This is a genomic window from Pseudoalteromonas shioyasakiensis, assembly GCF_019134595.1.
Taxonomy (GTDB): Bacteria; Pseudomonadota; Gammaproteobacteria; order Enterobacterales; family Alteromonadaceae; genus Pseudoalteromonas; species Pseudoalteromonas shioyasakiensis_A.
Window position 1 is genome coordinate 238,935 of sequence record NZ_CP077770.1, and the last position, 20,786, is coordinate 259,720.

Genomic DNA, 20,786 nt, shown 5'->3' on the forward strand with positions numbered 1-20,786 from the left:
TGCTTTGTTGTTTCCTTTTCGAAATAGACACAGTGTTATTGCAAACTTAATACCAGCTGAGAAATTCATCTAGCTGATGAAAAAATATGCTACCTAATATAGTTGCTGCTGATGTGATTTATTTCAAGGGAGAGAGGCAGATAAAAAGGGTAGTTACTTTAAACTACCCTCAGAAGTAAGTGCTTTTAGTTAAGCCAGTTTTGTTGTTTACCTTTATGGCTAATAAACAGTAATACTAAACCAATAACGATGACACACAGTGGCATTGCTAATGCGCTAGTACCAAACATAGCAAGGCTATCTATCACCACAAAATTATAATATTGCTGGACTAATACGGCGATAAACGAGATTAAAAACAGCTCGCGCGCAAGGGCTTTTTTTGCCAGTAATAAGATGCTCGCGAAGCTTGCTGCAAACACGGCTATCGCAAAGGCAACCGTTGACCAGAGCGGGATGTCGCGGTATGCGGCTTGTTGTGCTTCGGGGAGCTGGTTAATCATTTCGGGTGTAATCAACAGTTGCATTATAAACGCAATGACACCTAAAAGATTCCATACAAGGGCTGCCCAAGCAAGTGGCTTGAGCCAAGCTGGAGGATTCATAAATCACCTTTTATTGTTGTTATAATCGCATTCAATTAAAGGTGATTTATGCTAACTAAGCAAGCTCTAGTTAACCAAACGAGATAGGGCGGCGACCGGTTTTTTCGTCTACTTTTGGCTTTTTAGTACGTTTACGCTTTGATTTTTTTGGTGCTTCTTCAGCGCTTTGTGGTTGTGCTTTTTGTACAGGTTCCGGTGGGCGAGGATTTGGTGTTGCATCTTCGCTTAGTGTCAGTTGGAACAACTCACCGTCAAAAGCCAACACGTCACCACTGTATAATTTTTTCCGTTTTATTGTACAAATTTCATAGTTAACCCCAACATAACCTTCACCAATTAAGGCTTTTGCTTGGCCGCCTGTTTCGACTAGGTCGAGCACTTTTAGCAAGTTGCATAACTCTATTGGCTCTTCTTCTAGTTCAATTTCGATGAAATCTTCGTTCATGTTGGTCTCTCTTAATTCAATCGCAGCCATTATAAAGCCTAGCACTCAATTGAACCAAGATTAAATTTTCAAGCTCTTCAAGCGGTTAAAATTTAAAGCAATAAATAATCTGACATTTTTATAAACAGTAAAAAAACTGCAGTATTTACTGGGTACACTGCGCGCGTTTGGAATTGGTGTACAAATTGCTAAATGCATGTCCGTTTCATTTTTTATTCGTTCAGGAGAAGTTGTAATGGGCGTAAGATCAGCGCTAAGAAAAGAGTTAATGGGTTTGCAAGATTCGTCATTGCTTGCTGCAGATGATGTGCGAGCTTTGTTAACGCAAACAATTAAGTCTCAGCCTGAAAAATCAGAACAAGGTTTTGCGTTAATTTCGCGTTTTAATGATAATCATAGCCAGTTAAGTTCAGGTGAAACAAACAAAGAAAAACTGCTTCAGCATCAAACTCACCGTTTATTTAAAGATATTCTATATACCCGTCAAAGTGTTAATAGTTGGCTAAAAAAACATCTTAATTAATTGATTTATTGTTATTCTCACTTTAGACTACATTTGTAATCAAGAGTGAGAAAGAGCATGAAAAGGATAATTTCGGCAGCCATATTTTTAATTTTGGCAGGTTGTCAGCAAGCTACAGTCTACGTATACACAGAAAATCTTGACCAGTCGCAGCTGCAATCATTAGAGCAAGCATTAATTAAGCAAAGCTTACCTTATGAATACACAGAGCTACCTATTCCAAGAGACTTTACCGATGCAACCTTAATGCTATCGAGCGATAAAATTCTCACTCATGAAACCGAGCAACTTGCAGAAATTATGCAGGGGCTGGGTTATCAAGCAGAAATTAAATACACTACAGACGCTAATCACTTTTACAATCAAGGCAATATAGGTTTTTACTTAAGAGCTAAAAATACCACCACCAGTTTTACTATGCCGGCTCGTGTGCTCACCACTGGATGCGTTGAAGACAAGTATAATGATCTTGCGGTAACATTTAATGATAAGCAGGCACACTTTACCCTTACAAGCGGTAGAAAAGTCTCCCTAGATTGGGATTATTTATATGGCTACTTAGTCATTTATTATAAAAACTATTCGCAAAGCTACAGCCATTTAACGCCAGAAGTGAGTACCCCATTTGGTATGAAACCATCAGATACCTACCGCTACACGGCACGAGTTAATAGCCCAAGTTGGTTAAATTGCTCATTACAAATTGTGTATATGGACTAGCTACGTGACTCAAGGTAGGTGCTTAACTTAGTAATGCGTTCACTCATGCCTTCGATTATGCGATCTTTAATTTTCTCACGGATCACATTGGGTAAGCGGGTGAGTGCTTCAGGGGAAATAGCTAACAAAATGGTATCGACTCTAGCGCGTGCACTGGTGCTGTGCTCTCGGTTATTGATAAATGCGCCTTCCCCGATAAATTCACCGGGCTCAATGGTGCCAAGCTCGAGTAAATGACTTTGTTTGAATACCATCAGTGAGCCGCTTAGCACGATATAAAGTCGTTTATCAGCATCATACTGTTTGAAAACAGCGCGGCCTTGTTTGACCAAATATAAATGACTGAATGACTCTAATAACACTTGTCGTTCGCTGAGAGTAAACTCTCTAAAGAACGACAATCTGTTAATAATTTCCATTTGTTTAATTAGTGGAATGTGCTCGATTAACTTCATTGACTCACATCGGTATAGTGCGAAATTAGCTAATATTGCGCTCTTTTAGCTTGCGGGTCAATGTATTGCGGCCCCAGCCAATCTTCACTGCGGCTTCTTGCTTGTGGCCAGCACAGTTGGCAAGAGCAGTTTTAATCAAACGAGTTTCGAGCTGTGCTTGAATGGCAGGCCAAATATTTTCTTTGCCTTGTTTAAGTTCAAGGTTAAGCCATTGTTGAAATGCATCCAGCCAATCACCTTCTTGCTCAGTCGGTGTGACAGCAACAATCTCTGGTGGTAAATCTTGTTCGCTGATCAGCTCACCCGGTGCCATAACCGTTAACCAGCGGCAGGTGTTTTCTAATTGGCGCACGTTACCTGGCCAGTTAAACAAGCGCAGTTGCTCTGTCGCTTTAGGGCTTAAGATCTTACTTTCAACCTGCAGCTCTTTGGCGCTTTTATGTAAAAAGTGTTGTGCAAGTCGTTCAATATCCTCGGTGCGCTCACGTAAAGCAGGCAAGCGTAAACGTACCACGTTTAAGCGATGAAATAAGTCGTCACGAAACTTACCTTGTTTTACCAAGTCTTCGAGGTTTTGGTGCGTTGCAGCAATAATACGTACATCAACTTTAATACTTTGATGGCCGCCCACACGGTAAAACTCACCATCGGCTAACACGCGTAATAAACGCGTTTGTACATCGAGCGGCATATCACCTATTTCATCTAAAAATAAGGTGCCGCCATTCGCTTGTTCAAAACGGCCTTTACGAATACTGTCGGCTCCAGTGAATGCGCCTTTTTCGTGACCGAATAATTCTGACTCGACCAATTCCTTTGGAATGGCAGCCATATTCAAAGCTATAAATTGGTTTTCTTTACGAGGGCTGTGGTTATGTAGGGCGCTTGCAACTAGCTCTTTACCTGTTCCCGACTCACCATTAATCAGCACGCTCATACTTGATGCTGATAATTTACCAATTGCCCTAAACACCTCTTGCATAGCAGGCGCTTCGCCTATGATGTGCGCATTGGTTTGTGGTGCTTGCTTACGTTTAGTTTTTTTCGTTGAGTTAGCACGGCATGCGCTTTCGACCAGCGCGACAGCTTCGTCTAAATCGAACGGTTTGGCGAGGTACTCAAATGCCCCTTTTTGGAAGGCATTTACTGCCGAATCTAAGTCTGAGTGTGCGGTCATGATGATCACTGGCAGACCAGGGTTTTGATCGGCAATAGTCTCAAGTAACGCCATGCCGTCCATACCCGGCATTCGTACATCAGATACTAATACCGTTGGCTGGCTAAACTTTAATGCATTAAGCACATCTTGTGCGTTCGCATAGCTTTCAGTTTCAAATCCTGCACGTGCCAACGCTTTCTCTAGTACAAAGCGAATTGAGGCATCATCGTCAACTAACCAGACTGTTTTCATGACTACTCCAAAAAACCATTAATCCGTAAAAGGCAAATAGATATTAAATTCTGTATGGCCTGGCCAACTGTCACAATCAATGTGGCCATCATGTTGGTCAACCAAGGTTTGCGCTATCGATAAACCAAGCCCTGATCCATTTTCTTTGTTGGTGATCATTGGGTAGAACAAGGTTTCACGTAAGCTCTTGTCTATACCTGGGCCGTTATCCGATATTTGGATCAGCAAGGTTTTTTTCGGCGCCTTACCTGGGCGCCTGTGTTGATGATTGATGCGGGTTTTTATTCTTATCTCGCCACCATCAACCAGTGCCTGTTGTGCATTACGAATAATGTTCAGTACCACTTGTTGAATTTTACTTTGGTCAATGTACACACTCGGTATACTTGGATCATAGTCTTTCACTAAAGTGATATTGGCATTGTTATCTAACATGCTCAGTTTAATCACTGACTCTAACGCTTGGTGAATGTTGCCATAGGATTTATGTGGCAATTGATTCGGACCAAGTAAGCGGTCTACAAGCTCGCGTAAACGGTCTGCTTGTTCAATGATTAATTCGGCACATTGATCTCGTTCTTGCTGATCAACTTCATATTGCAATAATTGCGCCGCTCCGCGAATTCCACCTAAAGGATTTTTAATTTCGTGTGCCAAACCGCGAATTAGGTTACGTGCTGCTTGATATTGATGCATTTGATTCGAGGCTTGATCGTGGCGAATTTCATCATCCATTTGGCGGCATTCAAACAAAATATAATTTTCATCATGGCTGCCTATTCGGCGCGTGCTAATGGTTAGCTTGGCATGGCGAGAATCGACGAACACCACGTCAGCTCTATGCTGGTGGCAATCAACACCATCGAATAAAGAATACTGAGCAATGCGTTTTAAGTCTATCGAGTGGTAATTAAATAGGTTATCGAACGGTTGGTTGATAATGCGCTTAGGCCCTAAACCTAAAAGCTCACTAGCGCTATCGTTTGCATATACCAGTTTAAAATCGTGGTCGAGTAAAATGACGGCAGTACTTAAATTTTTCCAAATACTTTCGAGTAATTCAGAATTAAAATGTGTATCACTGAGCATGGTTGCACCATTTTAGTGCGTTTCGATTTGATGCAGCTTAGCACATTCTTTTTGCGTTGCGAGACCGTTATGTTGAAATATTAGTTTCCACTAATCACAGAAGCTCTATGCATAAAAAACGTACTGATTGGGCTAACCGAAACGAGTTTATTATTAGCATCATAAAGTTTTGCTTGTAATGTGTGTTTTCCACGTTCGACCTCTCTTAGTGCAAAGGTCGTGCTATTACTTGGTGCACCATGGGCAGAACCATCAAATAAAAGTTGTACTTTAAATCCGTTTTCAAAGCGTGGGCTAATTCGAGCAGTGACATACACTGAACCGGTATTTTCTCGCACGGTCGCTTCATTAGCAGGAGAAGCAATACTGACTTTAAATTTGACAGGTGTCGCACTTGGTGCGCTATCAAGTATGCTGGTGTCGGTAGCTGGCATGGTCAGGTTTTGGGTATTCATCTTTACTTCGGTAGCGCCAGGGCGCGGTGTATCAGAAAATACTAAAACGCCGTTTTTATCTTTCCAAGAATACACTTTCTGCGCTGCGCTATAGCTAAAAAAGCTTATAAAAATCAGCGATAGTACCAATAAAGTTGTGCTTTTCACCCTGCAACCCTGCATTTTTTAATCTAAATAAAACTGTAGAGTAGAACCCGCTCAATTACCATTAAAAAAGCCCGCAGAGCGGGCTTGAGAACACACATTTATTATCTTTCAGATAATTCTGATACAGCGTATGTTACACGCTGTAGTACATTTCGAACTCAACTGGGTGAGTTGTCATGTTAAGTTTTTCAACTTCTTGACCTTTAAGCGCGATGTATGCATCGATTAGGTCATCAGTGAATACGCCACCTTGAGTTAAGAACTCACGGTCAGCGTCTAATGATGCTAGTGCTTCAGATAAAGAAGATGCAACTTGTGGGATCTCAGCTGCTTCTTCAGCAGGTAGATCGTATAAGTCTTTGTCCATTGCATCGCCAGGGTGGATCTTGTTTTTGATACCGTCAAGGCCAGCCATAAGCATTGCAGAGAATGCTAAGTATGGGTTAGCTGTTGGATCAGGGAAACGTACTTCGATACGACGTGCTTTTGCAGACGGTACCACTGGGATACGGATTGAAGCAGAACGGTTACGTGCAGAGTATGCAAGCATAACTGGTGCTTCGAAGCCTGGAACTAGACGCTTGTATGAGTTAGTTGACGCGTTAGCGAATGCGTTGATTGCTTTAGCGTGCTTGATGATACCACCGATGTAGTAAAGTGCTTCTTCAGATAGACCCGCGTATTTGTCACCAGCGAAGATGTTTACGCCATCTTTACCTAGAGATTGGTGACAGTGCATACCAGAACCGTTATCACCTACGATTGGCTTAGGCATGAATGTCGCTGTTTTTCCGTAAAGGTGAGCCATGTTATGGATAACATATTTCATCTCTTGGATTTCGTCAGCTTTTAATACCATTGTATTGAAGCGAGTTGCGATCTCATTTTGACCTGCAGTTGCTACTTCGTGGTGGTGAGCTTCTACTACTTGACCTAGTTCTTCAAGAACTAAACAAGTCGCTGAACGCCAGTCATGTGATGAATCAACAGGTGAACACGGGAAGTAACCGCCTTTAACACCTGGACGGTGACCCATGTTGCCACCTTCGTAGTCTTTATCTGAGTTCCAAGCAGCTTCTACAGAATCGATTTTGTACATAGAACCAGACATGTCTGATTTGTACTTAACGTCATCAAAAAGGAAGAACTCTGGCTCTGGACCGAATAATACAGTGTCAGCAATACCAGTAGAGCGCATGTACTCTTCAGCGCGTTTTGCTACAGAACGTGGATCACGCTCGTAACCTTGAAGTGTTGAAGGCTCAACTACGTCACAACGTACGATTAGTGTAGCTTCTTCAGAAAACGGGTCCATTTTCGCAGACTCAGGAACAGGCATAAGTACCATGTCTGATTCGTTGATACCTTTCCAGCCAGCAATTGAAGAGCCATCAAACATTTTGCCATCTTCGAAAAAATCTTCATCAATTTGATGATGAGGAATAGAAACATGCTGTTCTTTACCTTTGGTATCAGTAAAGCGTAAATCAATGAACTTAACGTCATTTTCTTTGATAAAATCTAAAACCGATTGTGACATGTGTCCTCCAATTGTTGGGTTTTATTTTTTGCTGCATTATTGCTTTTCGCTTATATAAGCTGGTTTCGTGCCATTTTTTTAACACCTTGTTTAGACTTATAAAAAGTAAACAGGGCTTTGTTTTGTTAACTTTCATTGCACTAAATTGGTGCGTAAAAAGATCATTCTGGTGCGTAAAAAGTGCGACCTTGTTTTGCACAATTATTGAGCGTGCCAATTTTTCTGTTATGAACACGATTTAGTGCCAAAATATGGATCAAAAACGAAAATTTCGCCAGTTTTGAGCTAAGATTCACTTTATTTTTCATAAATTTGTCATTTATAAAACAGATACTTATAAAAAGCCTGAAGAAAGTTTATAAATTTATATTGGATAAACTTTCATCCATGCCATTATTAAGGGATAATATGCGCCCTTTTAAATCCTATGCTGGGACATCTGGTGAAAACGCAGGTGAGTGCGTAGATCTTGCAGGATCAATGAGATTCAATTTCTCTGAGAAAAAATATGAGCATCGAAAAGTTAAGAAATATAGCGATTATCGCCCACGTTGACCACGGTAAAACAACTTTGGTTGATAAACTGCTTGAGCAATCAGGCACATTAGAAACGCGCGGCGGTAACGAAGAGCGCGTAATGGACTCAAACGACATTGAGAAAGAGCGTGGTATTACCATTTTAGCTAAAAACACAGCTATCTCTTGGAACGACTACCATATCAATATCGTAGACACCCCAGGACACGCCGACTTCGGTGGTGAAGTAGAACGCGTACTTTCGATGGCTGACTCAGTATTACTACTTGTTGATGCTCAAGAAGGTCCAATGCCGCAAACGCGTTTCGTAACGCAAAAAGCATTCGCACAAGGTTTAACGCCGATTGTTGTTATCAACAAAATCGACAAACCAGGCGCACGTCCTGACTGGGTTATGGACCAAGTTTTCGACTTATTCGATAACTTAGGTGCAACTGATGAACAGTTAGACTTTAAAGTAATCTATGCATCAGCTATCAACGGCTGGGCAACAATGGATTTAGACGAGCCATCAGATAACATGGAACCAATGTTCCAGATGATCGTTGACGAAGTATCTCCACCGGATGCAGATCCTGAAGGTGCTTTCCAAATGCAAATTTCTCAGCTTGACTACAACTCATACATCGGTGTTATCGGTGTAGGTCGTATCAAGCGTGGTACTGTTCGTCCTAACCAACAAGTAACAATTGTTAGTGCAGATGGTACTAAGCGTAACGGTAAAGTTGGCCAAGTAATGAGCTACTTAGGTCTTGAGCGTCATGAAGCAGAATCTGCAGGCGCAGGTGACATCATTGCAATCACAGGTCTTGGTGAGCTGAAAATCTCAGACACTATCTGTGATGTAAATACCGTTGAAGCATTACCACCGCTAAGCGTTGATGAGCCTACAGTAACAATGACGTTCTCTGTAAATACATCACCGTTTGCTGGTAAAGAAGGTAAATTCGTAACTTCACGTAACATCCTTGAGCGTTTACAAGCTGAGCTTGTACACAACGTAGCATTACGTGTTGAAGAAACTGACAACCCAGATAGCTTCCGTGTTTCTGGTCGTGGTGAGTTACACTTAGGTATCTTAATCGAGAACATGCGTCGTGAAGGTTACGAGCTTGCTGTATCTCGTCCACAAGTAATCCTTCGTGAAGTTGATGGTCAAAAAGAAGAGCCATACGAAACACTTACAATCGACTGTCAAGAAGAGCACCAAGGTTCTATCATGGAACAAATTGGTCTTCGTAAGGGTGAACTAACAGACATGTCTCCAGATGGTAAAGGCCGTGTACGTATGGACTTTATGATCCCAAGCCGTGGCTTAATTGGTTTCCAAACTGAATTCATGACATTAACGTCTGGTTCTGGTCTTCTTTACCACACATTCGATCACTACGGTCCACATAAAGGCGGTACTATCGGTGCTCGTAAGAATGGTGTAATGATTGCTAACGCAACTGGTAAAGCACTTACTAACGCATTATTCAACTTACAAGACCGTGGTAAGTTATTCATCGGTCACGGTGTTGAAGTTTACGAAGGTATGGTTATCGGTATCCACAGCCGTGACAACGACCTAACAGTAAACGCGCTTAAAGGTAAGCAACTTACAAACGTTCGTGCATCTGGTACAGATGAAGCACAAACGTTAACACCACCACTTAACTATACGCTTGAACAAGCGATTGAATTCATCGATGATGATGAGTTAGTGGAAGTTACTCCTCAGAGCATCCGTATTCGTAAACGTCACTTAACTGAAAGTGAGCGTAAACGTGCGAGCCGTCAAGCTAAAGACTAATAACGTCTTTTAGTTTTACAAAATTAAAACCGCCGTATTGAAAAATACGGCGGTTTTTTGTTTTAGTGTAAGCCAGGTAGGTTGGGTAGAGCGAAGCGAAACCCAACTTAATTTATATAAACTTCTAAACGCAACTCGTAACTTTTTACTAACTCCCCCATCTGTACTATCTTTTCTAAACCTACCTTGCAGGAGAGTAAGATGTATTTAGTTAGACTGATTTACACAAGTGAAATTAGCGATGGGTTTGGGCCTAATGACATCGAAGATATTCTCGAGAAAGCTAAGCAGAATAATGCAGAATGTAATGTAACTGGGCTACTTTGTTTTAATAGCTCCCACTTTATGCAATGTCTTGAGGGGTCGCGAAAAGCAGTTAATGAAACTTATCATCGAATTCTTAATGACAAACGGCATCGCAATATCATCATGCTGAATTATTGTGAAATTTATGAAAGAGAGTTTGAAAATTGGTCTATGGGTTACATTCCTAATTCAAAAATGACAACCCCATTAAACTTAAAGTATTCAGGTACCCGCGAATTTAACCCATTAGCCATGTCTGCAGGAAGCGCCCATAAACTTATGTTGGCCTTACGGGACTCATTGCTCAAACATACTATGTAGGGCTTGCAAGTGTCACTACAGCGACACTTGCTCACCTTCATTCAATATGTAAAGAGGAACTTGGCTGTTCATCTGCTTTTGCATATGCAGTAATCTTAATAATGCAGAGTGGCTTGAATGGTCACCCATTTGCCAGCTTGAGTTGCCATAACCCCATGGGATCATCACTTTACAGCTTAGCTCCGCAGCGGCGTTTAAGCTGTCTTCTGGCGTTGTATGAACATAGCGATACCAGTTACCGTTTTCTTCATGGTAATAAGAAGCGATAGGCATTAAACATACATCAATCTCGCCGTATTTTTGATTAATATCTTGAAAGTGTTTTGAGTAACCTGTATCACCAGCAAAAAACAAAGTTTTACCATTTTGCTCAAGTAACCAACCATTCCATAAATCTTTATTGTGGTCGTCGTAAATGAAAGGCACCATAATACGACTGCTAAAATGGTGAGCTGGCAGCGCATGAATTGTTAAATCATTAATTTGTGTACTTGCGTACCACGCCATTTCTGAAATATTAAAGCCACCCGTCGGGAAGTTATCTGCAAACCCTAATGGCACTAGATAGCGTGGTTTATTACCAATTTCTTCAATATCGGCTTTGTTAAAATGGTCATAGTGAATGTGTGAGTATATTACTGCATCTAAGCCATCAAGTTCAGCTTGTGATGGCCAAAAACCAGGTTTGCGATAAATGCCCCCAGCAAGTTTAAAGGCAAAGTCTACAGGCGAATCAAACTGATCTTTAACAGGGTCAAACAACAGCTGCTCACCATTGGGTGACTGAATATAAAACCCTGCATGACCTAACCAGCGCACCGTAAACCCTGAGTTGATTGCAGGTACATTTTGCTGTGCTTGATATTGGCATTTTGAGTTGCTGTCGTCGCACTGAAGCAGTTCTGAGGCTTCATAGCAATTGTCAGTGCAGGTTGTTGGGTATTCTTTATCACCCGGATAAAGATTGTGGTAGCGACCTTCGTACTCACCCTCGGTTTTTAACGGAGTGATAGTGCCTTCACCGGCAATAACATTAACAGTGTTTGAATTACTGCATGCACTTAAAAGTGCTGCTGCAATAAGCGTTGAGAGTGTTTTTAAATGCATACCATGCTTATTTTTTATTCTTTGCAGTGAGTTTAGCAAAATAACATTTAAGGTAAATCATTAAAAAGTAACAAGAGGTTACACAAAAAAGCCTACGTTTAAGTAGGCTTTCGTTACTAATAGCTTGAGTTGATCAGCCCGCTTTATTCATTTGCTCAATGAACTTATTAGAGTCTTCAATTGATTTGTTCATGTCGTCCATTAACACTTTTATATCGCGTTTTAGGCTTGTGAACTCACCTTTGATAGCAGTTACAGCTTGTGCGTTTAAGTTGTGTTTTAAATACAGAACGTTGTCATGTAAAGACGATAACACGGGTTCCATTTTGCTTTCTGCACTGCGCATTGAGCGAAGTAGTTGATCAAATTGGCGCTTAGTTGCATTGAGCTTTTTGCTGCTTTCACGTTTAAGAGAGGCGCTTTTGTATTGCTCTAGCTCATCGGCCCATTCATCAAATAGCGCTTCAGCTACATCTTCTACTTTATTGATATTGCTTGTTACGTCGTTTGCTGCTGCCAAGCTCGATTCGTAATCATCATTCAGTTGATTATAGGCATCTTGTAGTTCACCACCATCAAAATTGATAAGCGTAGTTAATCTGTCTAATGCTGATTGAAACTCTTCTTGCGATTCTTGCTGTGCTTCTTTAGTTTCTTCTACGCGGTCTACTAAAATGTCGCGCTTATGCACACCTACAGATTCCATGGCTGAGTAGTAAGCTGACTGACAGCCTGATAATGCCATTGTTACTGCAAATAGTGGTGCACTTAAAAGTGTCAGTTTTTTCATTGAGAATCCTTTTTAGGTACCTGTCATTTCAAATTATGTGGTGGATTGCTATGATTATCAAAACATTTTAGCAGAAATTAGATTCTATGGATGAGAAGCTCAGTCGATATAAGTTGCAATTAAGCACTTTTTTAAAGCAACAACCTACTTGGTGGATGCAGTATCTTAATCGTTGTATTGACGATCAAATCACTGTTAATGCGGGTTATTTGGCTTATGTAACTCTGTTATCAATCGTGCCTTTAGTTGCGGTTGGCGTCGCTATTTTTTCTGCATTTCCAGGATTCGAAAGCACGTTAGTGACCATAGAAAACTTCTTGTTTACTAACCTTGTGCCGACCTCTACAGATGTAATTAAAGAGCATATCAGCGCTTTTGCCGGTAATGCGAATAAAATGACTGCCGTGGGTGTGGGCTTTTTAGCGGCGGTATCCTTGTTACTCATTCGCAATGTCGATGCTACATTAAATCGAATTTGGCGTATTAAGAAAAAGCGCCCAATGATGATTTCGTTTGCCGTTTATTGGATGGTGCTCAGTCTAGGCCCTGTGTTATTAGGGGCTAGTATTGGTGTTACTTCATATATTGTGTCGTTAGTATCGTTTGCTGATCAAGGCATCCCCGGCTTTAGCGGCTTTTTATTGAAACTATTACCTTACATAATTTCAATGATTGGCTTCATTATGCTCTATACTTTAGTTCCTAACACACGAGTTCCATTTAGAGCGGCAATTCCAGGCGCTTTGTTTGCAGCTATGTTGTTTGAGCTGACAAAAAAAGGCTTTGCTCTGTATATCAGTCACTTCCCATCATATGAAGTTATTTATGGGGCGTTGGCGACAATCCCTATTTTATTTGTATGGGTATATTTGTCGTGGATTGTCGTATTACTCGGTGCAGAATTTACTGTATGTATCAGCCCTGAGAATATCGAGGACACGCCTGATATAGAGGTTTAAATTCACTGCACCTAAGGAGAGCGAGGTGCAGTTACATCCACAATATGTTGCCAACCGTGATTATCACTTAAGTGTTGGCGATGGTCATCAAATCCATGTGCAAGAATATGGTGCGTCTACAGGGGTTGCTGTGGTGTTATGCCATGGCGGGCCTGGTGCGGGTCTATGCCCTGAAAATTGCCGCTTTTTCGATTTAGAACGTTTTCGGGTGATTATGTTCAGTCAGCGCGGTTGCGGTCACTCAACACCCCATGATAGTTCAACCAATACCACCTCAGAATTAGTTGCCGATCTCGAGTATTTACGCCAGCAACTGGGTATTGAAAAGTGGCTGGTGTGTGGTGAGTCATGGGGTGCCACTTTGGCACTTGTCTATGCTATTCATCACCAAGAGCATGTTGCAGGGCTTATTTTACGGGCTAGCTTTTTAGCTTGTAACAGTGACTTCGAGTGGCTTTACACAGCAAAAGGAGCTGGCGCGCATTTTTACCCTGAGTGCTTTAATGAATTTGCAAATGATTACTCTGATTGGCATGCCTTACTCGATTTTTATCAGCAACAGCTAAACAGTGACGATCAAATTAAAGCTAGTAAATTTGCCAAGTTATGGTGTCATTGGGAGCAGATATTATGCCATGGTGAGCCTTTGACAAGCTGGAGTTTACAGGAGCCCCATGTCGGGTTAAATCAAGCAAGATTAATGGTGCATTATTTTCGTAATCACTGTTTTATTGACGAAGGTTTTATCGCAGAAAATGCACATCTCCTGACTCATTTACCGATTTGGTTTATTCATGGCCGCGCCGATTTGATCTGTCGATATAGTGCCGTACAGCAGCTTGCTGAACAGTTAAATGCACAATTATTGATTTTAGATGGTATTGGGCACAGCAGCGATAATCAGGTATATTTGGCGGCAATGCGACGTGCCGCAGATTTAATGTATATCAAGTTATCGAGGGATCAATGCAAGGCTTAATTCAAAGAGTAAAACAGGCGAAAGTAGAAGTGGCAGGCGAAGTAGTTGGTGAAATTTCACAAGGTATTTTGCTGCTATTAGGTGTTGAAAAACAGGATACCGAGCAAAGCGCTCAGAAACTTTTACACAAAGTCAGCAATTACCGCATTTTTACCGATGAACAAGGAAAGATGAATTTAAGTTTGAATGATATCAAAGGTGAGCTTTTAGTGGTATCGCAGTTTACGTTAGCAGCCGACACTAAAAAGGGTATGCGTCCGAGCTTTTCAAGTGCTGGCACGCCAGAGCAAGCCAATACGCTCTATGAGTATTTTATTGCTGAGGCTAAAAAAGCGGGCTTAACAGTGGCTACAGGGCAATTTGGTGCTGATATGCAAGTAAGCCTATGTAACGATGGTCCCGTTACTTTTAATTTATCTGTTTAACAGACAGCTACTTTTTGATCATCACGATGTGATTCACGTAGTCGGGGATTTTTACAATGCTTGGGCGCTTGCCAAACTCGGTAATTAGCAGATGCTCAAGTTGTTTTAGCTGCGATGGGTGATTAGATAAAAAATTAATGAATAACAAGCCATCTTTTGCCATCGCTGCTCTTAGTTTGGTGTAAAACTGGTGCTTGTATAAAAATAATGGCGCATCTACCTCACTGAATAAATCTAGGATAATCCAATTGTATTCGTTGTTTTGCTCTAACACCTGTTGAGCATCAAAACAGTGTAGGTTATTGGCATGGTCGCCACCAAAATAGCGTTTATAGCAGTGAATTATGTCGGGGTTTTTATCAACCGATGTCAGTTGGCTATCAGGGTAGGTGTGCTGTAAGTAATTACGAATAGCACCGCCACCTAGCCCTAATTCTAAAATCTTTTTAGGTTCCTCTAAGTCTTGCCAAAGCTTTGCAAGATACTGTAAATGAGGGAAAAGCAACCTGGCAGGGCGGCGTTTTTCAATGACCGATTGCAGGGTTTCGTTGATCAGTAACCAGCGTAATTGGTTAAGTTGCCTAACTTGAATACTGTAATTGCCTTGTTTATGCCAATAGATGAGTTGCCCTAATCGGTGGCAGTCCTCAATAAAACTATGTTTTACTGCGCCACTGGGTTCAAAAAAATGTTCCATATTTCGAGCCTTTAGCTTGTTATTATAATATTTAGACAATTATTTCAGCATAGACCAGCAGGCTTAAAGTGCAATTGTGCATTAGTTTTTACAGCTAAGAATAATAATTTAGGCTGGGTCACCAAAGTATTATTCCAACTTGTTAGAAGATCGCGTATCGTAATTCGCATTCCAAAGGCCACGACAGAAAAACAACATGCAGTGGCTGAATTATCACAGGAGTTTTTATGTTTAAAGTGACCACCCCACAAAGCAGTGAAGATTGGCAAGCGTATTATTCATTACGTTGGCAGGTTTTAAGAGCACCCTGGGGCGAGCCGCGTGGTTCTGAGCAAGATGACTTAGAGCAAGACGCAGAGCACCGCTTTATCAAAAATAATGACGGCGAAGTATTAGGTGTAGCCCGCCTGCATTTTAATAATCATCAGCAAGCGCAAGTTCGTTATATGGCGGTCGCTGAAGGTAATCGTAACCAGCATATTGGTAGCCGTTTATTACATGAATTAGAAAAAATCGCATGGACTCAAGATGCCGACGAGCTGGTATTGTTTGCTCGTGAGCGAGCCCTTGATTTCTATAAGCGTCATGGCTACGAATTAAAAGAAAAAGCACACCTTGCCTATGACGATGTACAGCATTGGAAAATGGTAAAACAAAAACCATCTGAGCCGGGTTGGTTCCGTCATCCAAACTGGACACAAGTACTGCAAAACACGTGGCGTGAGTCGATCCCTATCAGTGATGCGATGGGCATTAAAGTTGAAAGCTATACCGATTGGCAGTTTACTACCCGCGCTGATTTAGATGCGAACTTAAACCTTCATAACACTATGTTTGCGGGTTCGATTTATAGCTTAGCAACCTTAACAGGGTGGGGCGCAACTTATCTAGCGCTTAAAGAAGCAGGCCTTGAAGGAAATATCGTGTTAGCTGATGCTAACATTAAATACCTTAAACCACTGAATAACGACCCTCGTGGTAGTGTTGAGCTGGCTGGCTGTAAAGGCAAATTAGCTGATTTAGAAGACAGTGGCAAAGCAAGCTACCATGTGCCGGTAAATGTATACGACGGTGATGTGTTAGTGGCAGAATTCGAAGGTCACTTCATCGTTAAAAAATAACGACTATTCAGAGCGAGCTAACTAAAGCTCGCTCTTCTAAAGCAAGTCAGTTAACTTAGCAGTTAAAGCAAGTCAGTTAACAGAATACCTACACCAAAACGTTCAATATCGGCGTTGTAATCAATCAAGCTCTCACCATAACCATTAAAATATTGTGCGTAGCCACGTAATCGGCCCCAAAGAGGGAAAGACCAATCTAATTGGATTGCACCGCGGTTATCTGAATTTAAGTTATTACGGGTCATAAAGCTAAATTCATGCTCGTTGTAGCGGTATGCACCCGAGAACTCAAAGTAACCCATGTATTTGTAGATATCAGGGTTATCATCGCCACGCGCTTCTAATTCATCGTCTTTTTTATCTTCAGGAATGCGGTACCAAGGCTTAAAGCTAAATACAAAGCCATCTTTTTCCCATAGGAAATCGGCATAGATACGGTTCCACGAACGTGAATTAGGTTGGCTGCGGCCATTCGATTGATGTGAGGCACCAATTGCAATTGCCATTTCATCGCCCCAAAGCACATGCTCAGGATCAAGGTAGTTTACCCAGAATATCTCTGGTTCATAGTTTGTTTCACGAAACGGTGATGAAATATCTTTGTTATAAAACTGCCAATACGATTGCATGGTAAACGCAAAGAATACGCCCTGATCTTTATCTGAAAAGCCTTCGAAGATAGGCACTTTAATTGAAAGTTGATATTTCACTTCAAGGTTATCAAGTGGCTCGCCATCGACTTCTTCAGCAAGATCTTTTAAACCATCAAAAGGACGTTCATTCGGGTTAGATACGTATGAAAGCGGTAATATGTAGTTACGCTTATGTGGGGTGATCACATTGCGGTTTTTCTTGCTTACTTCTTCACGGGCTTTACGTTTGTCTAAAGCGGTAAGTTTTTTACTCTCGTCTAAGTCAGAGCATTTTTTGCGAAGTTCTTCGAGTGTTTGTTTACCGTCACCGCCAATCGCTTCGTTCAAAATACACTGCTTTACGAGTTCTAGCGCGTCATCTTGTTCGTTAGTTTGTGGTTGTTCAGTTTGAGCAAATACAGGTACAGAAAATAAGCCAGCGGCTGCCAGCCAAATGCGCCATCCCATTGCGGTTCCCTTTCAGTAGACTTGTAAGTAGGTATAATTATAACGATTTTTACATAAGTAACCGTGAACTTGTACTGAATTGTTGAAATTTTAGGTAAAAAGAGAGCCCCAAGCTAAGCTTGGAGCCCTGCTGTAACGGCCTAAGGGCATAAGCCGTCGACTCTCACGCAATGAGAAGGGATGAGCTTATAGCTCAAATACGTTGGTAAAAAACTTATAAAGTTCAGTACCTTGATTCACGCTTGCTGAAGCAAAATGTAAAATAGCAATGGCGTCTTTATCAAAACTTAATGTTTGTAGAGGCTGCTCAGAAAGGTAGCGCTCCATTCTTAAAATATGGGCAATGGGCTCGCCAGCTTTAATATGGCCGCCTAGTGGGGCAAGATATTCAACCATGCCACCCATAGGTGCGTAGTAAGCTATATAATCTTCAAGCATGCAGGCATAACGTGTCATCGCTTTTGGTTGATACGCAGCATCAACTAATACTTCTTTGTGATTGAGGTAACTTAAAATGCTATTTGCATCTTCAAGAGCCGCACTTAAATCGATTTTTTCTTGGCTACCTAGCTCAACAGTGAATGCTTCTACTTGAACAGCGAATTCACGGCCTTGTTTGCCAAGCTCTTCAGATAGTGACCACCATGGGCAGAAACTCGCTTCATCCATCGCGCCATCAAAATCACTTGGGATCAATAACACATGTTCGATGTTGAAGTAGCTGGCGCTATCTTTGGCGTATTCAGGGCAATATAAGTGCTTACTTGAGATAGGCCCTGTGTGAAGGTCTAAAACAATATCAGCCTGATGGGCAAGCGTTTGCAAGTTAAGCGCAATACGTTTACCCGTTGTTAAGCTGTAATCAGGGCCCGTTAATTGACTGTCGATGTCAGCAACGAGTGCCTGTTTAAATGCAGCTTTAAGGGTCGCATCATCACTGTCTTTATGCTGTTCAGCAACTTGTGATGGTAACGCTTTATTAAAGCGGTACATGCGGTTCCAGTTGGTGCCAGTAATTGGATCGAAGCGACCTAAAGTAAACTCACCTGATTTTTGGTTGCAACCAATAGGATTAGCATAAGGCACTAGGGTAATATCGCCACGCAGCTTGAGTGATTTTAGCTGCTCAAGCAATTGATAAATTACTGCATTACCTTGTACTTCAGCGCCGTGCATATTGGCTTGTATATACACGTTAGGGCCTGTGCCATTGCCTTTTAAGCGATACACTGGGATTGTCAGTGGTAGGCCGTTGGCAATCTCGCCAACCACAATATTCTCTTGGCTGATTAATTCTTTACTCATGGCGATTACCTTAAATAATAGCTGGCATCTTCAGCGCTACGAATGCACTCAATATTGCCTTGTTCAAGGATATATTCAGCCGCTAATTCGTGGCATAAAAAGTACGGCATACTTTCGGTAAAGCCGTATGCACCACATTGGCTGAATAGCAACCAGTCTTGCTCATTTAAATCGCTTGCTAAGTGATGCTCACCTAAGCAATCAAGGGCGGTGCAAAGTGGGCCGTATAAAGTCATTGCCGCAGGCTCAGCCGTCGATTCGCGAAGTAAGGCCGCAGGGAAATCTTGGCTTGTTACAGCAGGGCGAAGTAAATGGTTAATGCCGCCTGATAAAATCACCTGTTGTTGATTGTAATTCTCTTTGCGCTCAACAACCGGTGTTGCGTAATGCCCGCATTCGCCCACCGCATAGCGGCCAAGTTCCATCCAAAGCTCTTTGACACCAGCATCCGCTTTAATGCTCGCGAGTGTCTCGATAAGTGCAGACCAATCAAGTCGGTTAGCATCTTGAGTATAAGGAATGCCTAAGCCACCTCCTAAATCGAGAATATTAAGGTTAATATTTAATGAGCTTGCTAGCTGTTGTAATGGATCAATCATCGCGCGCCATAGCTCGGCGAGTTTGTCAGTGCTCAGCATATTGCCCCATTGGAAAATATGCAGACCATCAAAGCTAAGAGCAGGGTAATCACTTGTAGTGAGTACTTGCCACTCATCACAGCCTAAACCAAAAGGAGTGAGGCTATCGCCGCCGAGAGGGTTCTTTTCGCTGTCTGGCCAACGAAGTTGTACACGCAATAGAACTTGCAGCTGACAATTTGCTTTTGTTGCTTGTTCGTTTAACCAGCGAACTTGGTTAATGCTCTCGGCCACAAAAGTACGTACGCCGCGAGCAATGAAATGTGAAATTTGTTTAGGACTCTTTGCAGGCCCTGTGTTGAGCACGCGCTCGCTATCGATGCCTTGAGCAAGTACTTGCTCAAGTTCACCTTTACTTGCAACATCAAAATTAAACCCTGCGCTGTCTAAACATTGAATAATGCGAGACAGTGGGTTGGCCTTAACGGCATACCAAAGTTTCACATCGGTTTGCGCAGTCAGTTGATTTAAATGTGCAGTTAATTTATCTAAATCATAGATAAAAAATGGCGTATCAAGATGCGTTGATACTTGTTCAACTGCTTGCTTGATGGGCGTGCTCAAAAAGCTCATTAACGTAAAACCTCTTCTAACAGTAATGATGCATCGCTTTGTTCATCACGGTATTTCACGATCAGTGCACAAGACATGCTAAGACCTTGTTCACGAGCCCATGCATTTGAAGCAGGTCGAGAGCCTGGGATCACAATCGCGTTTTCTGGGATGGCTTCACCTTTGTCTAGCTGGCGTTCGTTAACGCAATCGTAGACAGGAATAGTTGCAGATAAACGAACACCTGGCGCAAGTACAGCGCCTTTTTTCACAACCACACCTTCAACAATAACGCAGCCAGCGCCGATGAATGCATCGTCTTCAATAACTACAGGGCTGGCACCAATTGGCTCAAGTACGCCACCTAATTGTACTGCAGCACTTAGGTGAACATTTTTACCCACTTGTGCGCACGACCCCACTAATGCGTGGCTGTCGACCATCGTACCTTCGTCGATGAACGCGCCAATATTCACATATGCAGGTGGCATGATAATGGTGCCTTTAGCAACGTGTGCACCACGGCGAACACTACTACCACCGGGTACCATACGCACGCCTGCATCGGCTGCAAAGCCTTGTGGTGCTAAGTTGTGCTTATCAACAAAACCACCAGGGAATTCAGTATTTGTGCCATTTTTAAAGGCTTCTAAAATGCCTTGTTTAACTTCAACATTGGCGTGCCAGTTGCCGCTCTCGTCTTGTGTTGCTGCGCGAACTGCGCCTGATTCTAAGTTGTTTAATAATTCTAACCAGCTCATGAT

22 protein-coding genes are annotated in these 20,786 nt (G+C 42.0%); 8 read left to right on the forward strand and 14 right to left on the reverse strand.

All coding sequences use genetic code 11. The features are described 5' to 3' along the window. Positions 1 to 185: 185 nt before the first annotated feature. The gene (locus KQP93_RS01170) at positions 186 to 605 is read right to left on the reverse strand and encodes a hypothetical protein (RefSeq protein ID WP_217875537.1); all 420 of its coding nucleotides are present in this window, start codon (positions 603 to 605) and stop codon (positions 186 to 188) included. Between the two features lie 70 nt (positions 606 to 675). Next, positions 676 to 1,050, reverse strand: a complete 375-nt coding sequence (locus KQP93_RS01175; RefSeq protein WP_054563502.1) for an RNA-binding S4 domain-containing protein — start codon at positions 1,048 to 1,050, stop codon at positions 676 to 678. A 235-nt stretch (positions 1,051 to 1,285) separates the two neighbouring features. On the opposite strand from KQP93_RS01175, the gene KQP93_RS01180 reads away from it, so the two are divergent. Together KQP93_RS01180 and KQP93_RS01185 are read left to right on the forward strand one after the other, a co-directional pair. Continuing rightward, positions 1,286 to 1,573 (forward strand): hypothetical protein, encoded by a 288-nt coding sequence (locus tag KQP93_RS01180; RefSeq protein WP_062566674.1) that lies wholly within the window; start codon positions 1,286 to 1,288, stop codon positions 1,571 to 1,573. A 57-nt stretch (positions 1,574 to 1,630) separates the two neighbouring features. Continuing rightward, a complete protein-coding gene (locus KQP93_RS01185) occupies positions 1,631 to 2,293 on the forward strand; it encodes a hypothetical protein (RefSeq protein WP_217875538.1) in 663 nt (220 codons plus the stop codon). Here the strand turns inward: KQP93_RS01185 and KQP93_RS01190 are convergent. The 5 genes from KQP93_RS01190 to glnA all read right to left on the reverse strand — a co-directional run bounded on the left by KQP93_RS01190 (position 2,290) and on the right by glnA (position 7,390). Beyond that, on the reverse strand, positions 2,290 to 2,748 hold the full coding sequence (locus KQP93_RS01190; protein ID WP_217875539.1) for a cyclic nucleotide-binding domain-containing protein: 459 nt from the start codon (positions 2,746 to 2,748) through the stop codon (positions 2,290 to 2,292). The genes KQP93_RS01185 and KQP93_RS01190 overlap by 4 nt on opposite strands. 25 nt (positions 2,749 to 2,773) lie before the next feature. Beyond that, on the reverse strand, positions 2,774 to 4,159 hold the full coding sequence (ntrC, locus tag KQP93_RS01195; RefSeq protein ID WP_054563447.1) for a nitrogen regulation protein NR(I): 1,386 nt from the start codon (positions 4,157 to 4,159) through the stop codon (positions 2,774 to 2,776). An 18-nt stretch (positions 4,160 to 4,177) separates the two neighbouring features. Then, on the reverse strand, positions 4,178 to 5,248 hold the full coding sequence (glnL, locus tag KQP93_RS01200; RefSeq protein WP_217875540.1) for a nitrogen regulation protein NR(II): 1,071 nt from the start codon (positions 5,246 to 5,248) through the stop codon (positions 4,178 to 4,180). Positions 5,249 to 5,328: 80 nt separating this feature from the next. After that, on the reverse strand, positions 5,329 to 5,850 hold the full coding sequence (locus tag KQP93_RS01205; protein WP_254907701.1) for a DUF4124 domain-containing protein: 522 nt from the start codon (positions 5,848 to 5,850) through the stop codon (positions 5,329 to 5,331). 133 nt (positions 5,851 to 5,983) lie between these two features. After that, positions 5,984 to 7,390 carry a glutamate--ammonia ligase gene (gene glnA / locus KQP93_RS01210; protein ID WP_062566669.1) on the reverse strand — a complete coding sequence of 469 codons (1,407 nt, stop codon included), beginning with the start codon at positions 7,388 to 7,390 and terminating at the stop codon, positions 5,984 to 5,986. Between the two features lie 508 nt (positions 7,391 to 7,898). Between glnA and typA the strand changes: the two genes are divergently transcribed. Continuing rightward, complete coding sequence (typA, locus tag KQP93_RS01215; RefSeq protein WP_138556663.1) at positions 7,899 to 9,722, forward strand: translational GTPase TypA; 1,824 nt, start codon at positions 7,899 to 7,901, stop codon at positions 9,720 to 9,722. Between the two features lie 201 nt (positions 9,723 to 9,923). After that, complete coding sequence (locus KQP93_RS01220; RefSeq protein WP_217875542.1) at positions 9,924 to 10,349, forward strand: BLUF domain-containing protein; 426 nt, start codon at positions 9,924 to 9,926, stop codon at positions 10,347 to 10,349. Between the two features lie 15 nt (positions 10,350 to 10,364). On the opposite strand, the gene KQP93_RS01225 is transcribed toward KQP93_RS01220, so the two are convergent. Further along, entirely contained in the window at positions 10,365 to 11,456 is a 1,092-nt protein-coding gene (locus KQP93_RS01225) for an MBL fold metallo-hydrolase (RefSeq protein WP_217875543.1), read from the reverse strand. Positions 11,457 to 11,589: 133 nt separating this feature from the next. Continuing rightward, complete coding sequence (locus KQP93_RS01230; protein ID WP_054563456.1) at positions 11,590 to 12,246, reverse strand: DUF2959 domain-containing protein; 657 nt, start codon at positions 12,244 to 12,246, stop codon at positions 11,590 to 11,592. Between the two features lie 86 nt (positions 12,247 to 12,332). Here KQP93_RS01230 and KQP93_RS01235 point away from each other — a divergent pair, with 86 nt between their 5' ends. The 3 genes from KQP93_RS01235 to dtd are packed head-to-tail and all read left to right on the forward strand — an operon-like array spanning position 12,333 to position 14,609. Beyond that, the gene (locus KQP93_RS01235) at positions 12,333 to 13,205 is read left to right on the forward strand and encodes a virulence factor BrkB family protein (protein WP_054563457.1); all 873 of its coding nucleotides are present in this window, start codon (positions 12,333 to 12,335) and stop codon (positions 13,203 to 13,205) included. A 25-nt stretch (positions 13,206 to 13,230) separates the two neighbouring features. Continuing rightward, entirely contained in the window at positions 13,231 to 14,184 is a 954-nt protein-coding gene (locus tag KQP93_RS01240) for an alpha/beta fold hydrolase (protein ID WP_217875544.1), read from the forward strand. Further along, positions 14,172 to 14,609 carry a D-aminoacyl-tRNA deacylase gene (gene dtd / locus KQP93_RS01245; RefSeq protein WP_130167197.1) on the forward strand — a complete coding sequence of 146 codons (438 nt, stop codon included), beginning with the start codon at positions 14,172 to 14,174 and terminating at the stop codon, positions 14,607 to 14,609. Before KQP93_RS01240 ends, dtd begins: the two co-directional genes overlap by 13 nt. Before the next feature lie 7 nt (positions 14,610 to 14,616). Here dtd and KQP93_RS01250 read toward each other — a convergent pair whose 3' ends face one another. Then, on the reverse strand, positions 14,617 to 15,306 hold the full coding sequence (locus KQP93_RS01250) for a spermidine synthase (RefSeq protein ID WP_217875545.1): 690 nt from the start codon (positions 15,304 to 15,306) through the stop codon (positions 14,617 to 14,619). 227 nt (positions 15,307 to 15,533) lie between these two features. Here KQP93_RS01250 and KQP93_RS01255 point away from each other — a divergent pair, with 227 nt between their 5' ends. Beyond that, entirely contained in the window at positions 15,534 to 16,427 is an 894-nt protein-coding gene (locus KQP93_RS01255; RefSeq protein ID WP_054563461.1) for a bifunctional GNAT family N-acetyltransferase/hotdog fold thioesterase, read from the forward strand. A gap of 62 nt (positions 16,428 to 16,489) precedes the next feature. Here KQP93_RS01255 and KQP93_RS01260 read toward each other — a convergent pair whose 3' ends face one another. From KQP93_RS01260 to KQP93_RS01275, 4 genes are all read right to left on the reverse strand, one after another. Then, positions 16,490 to 17,527, reverse strand: a complete 1,038-nt coding sequence (locus KQP93_RS01260) for a phospholipase A (RefSeq protein WP_217875546.1) — start codon at positions 17,525 to 17,527, stop codon at positions 16,490 to 16,492. A gap of 186 nt (positions 17,528 to 17,713) precedes the next feature. Then, positions 17,714 to 18,832, reverse strand: coding sequence for a succinylglutamate desuccinylase/aspartoacylase family protein (locus KQP93_RS01265; protein ID WP_217875547.1), 1,119 nt, complete (start codon positions 18,830 to 18,832; stop codon positions 17,714 to 17,716). Between the two features lie 5 nt (positions 18,833 to 18,837). Next, positions 18,838 to 20,043 carry a PLP-dependent decarboxylase gene (locus tag KQP93_RS01270; protein ID WP_217875548.1) on the reverse strand — a complete coding sequence of 402 codons (1,206 nt, stop codon included), beginning with the start codon at positions 20,041 to 20,043 and terminating at the stop codon, positions 18,838 to 18,840. After that, a complete protein-coding gene (locus KQP93_RS01275) occupies positions 20,043 to 20,783 on the reverse strand; it encodes a 2,3,4,5-tetrahydropyridine-2,6-dicarboxylate N-succinyltransferase (protein ID WP_217875549.1) in 741 nt (246 codons plus the stop codon). The genes KQP93_RS01270 and KQP93_RS01275 overlap by 1 nt, the downstream gene beginning before the upstream one ends. Positions 20,784 to 20,786: the final 3 nt, after the last annotated feature.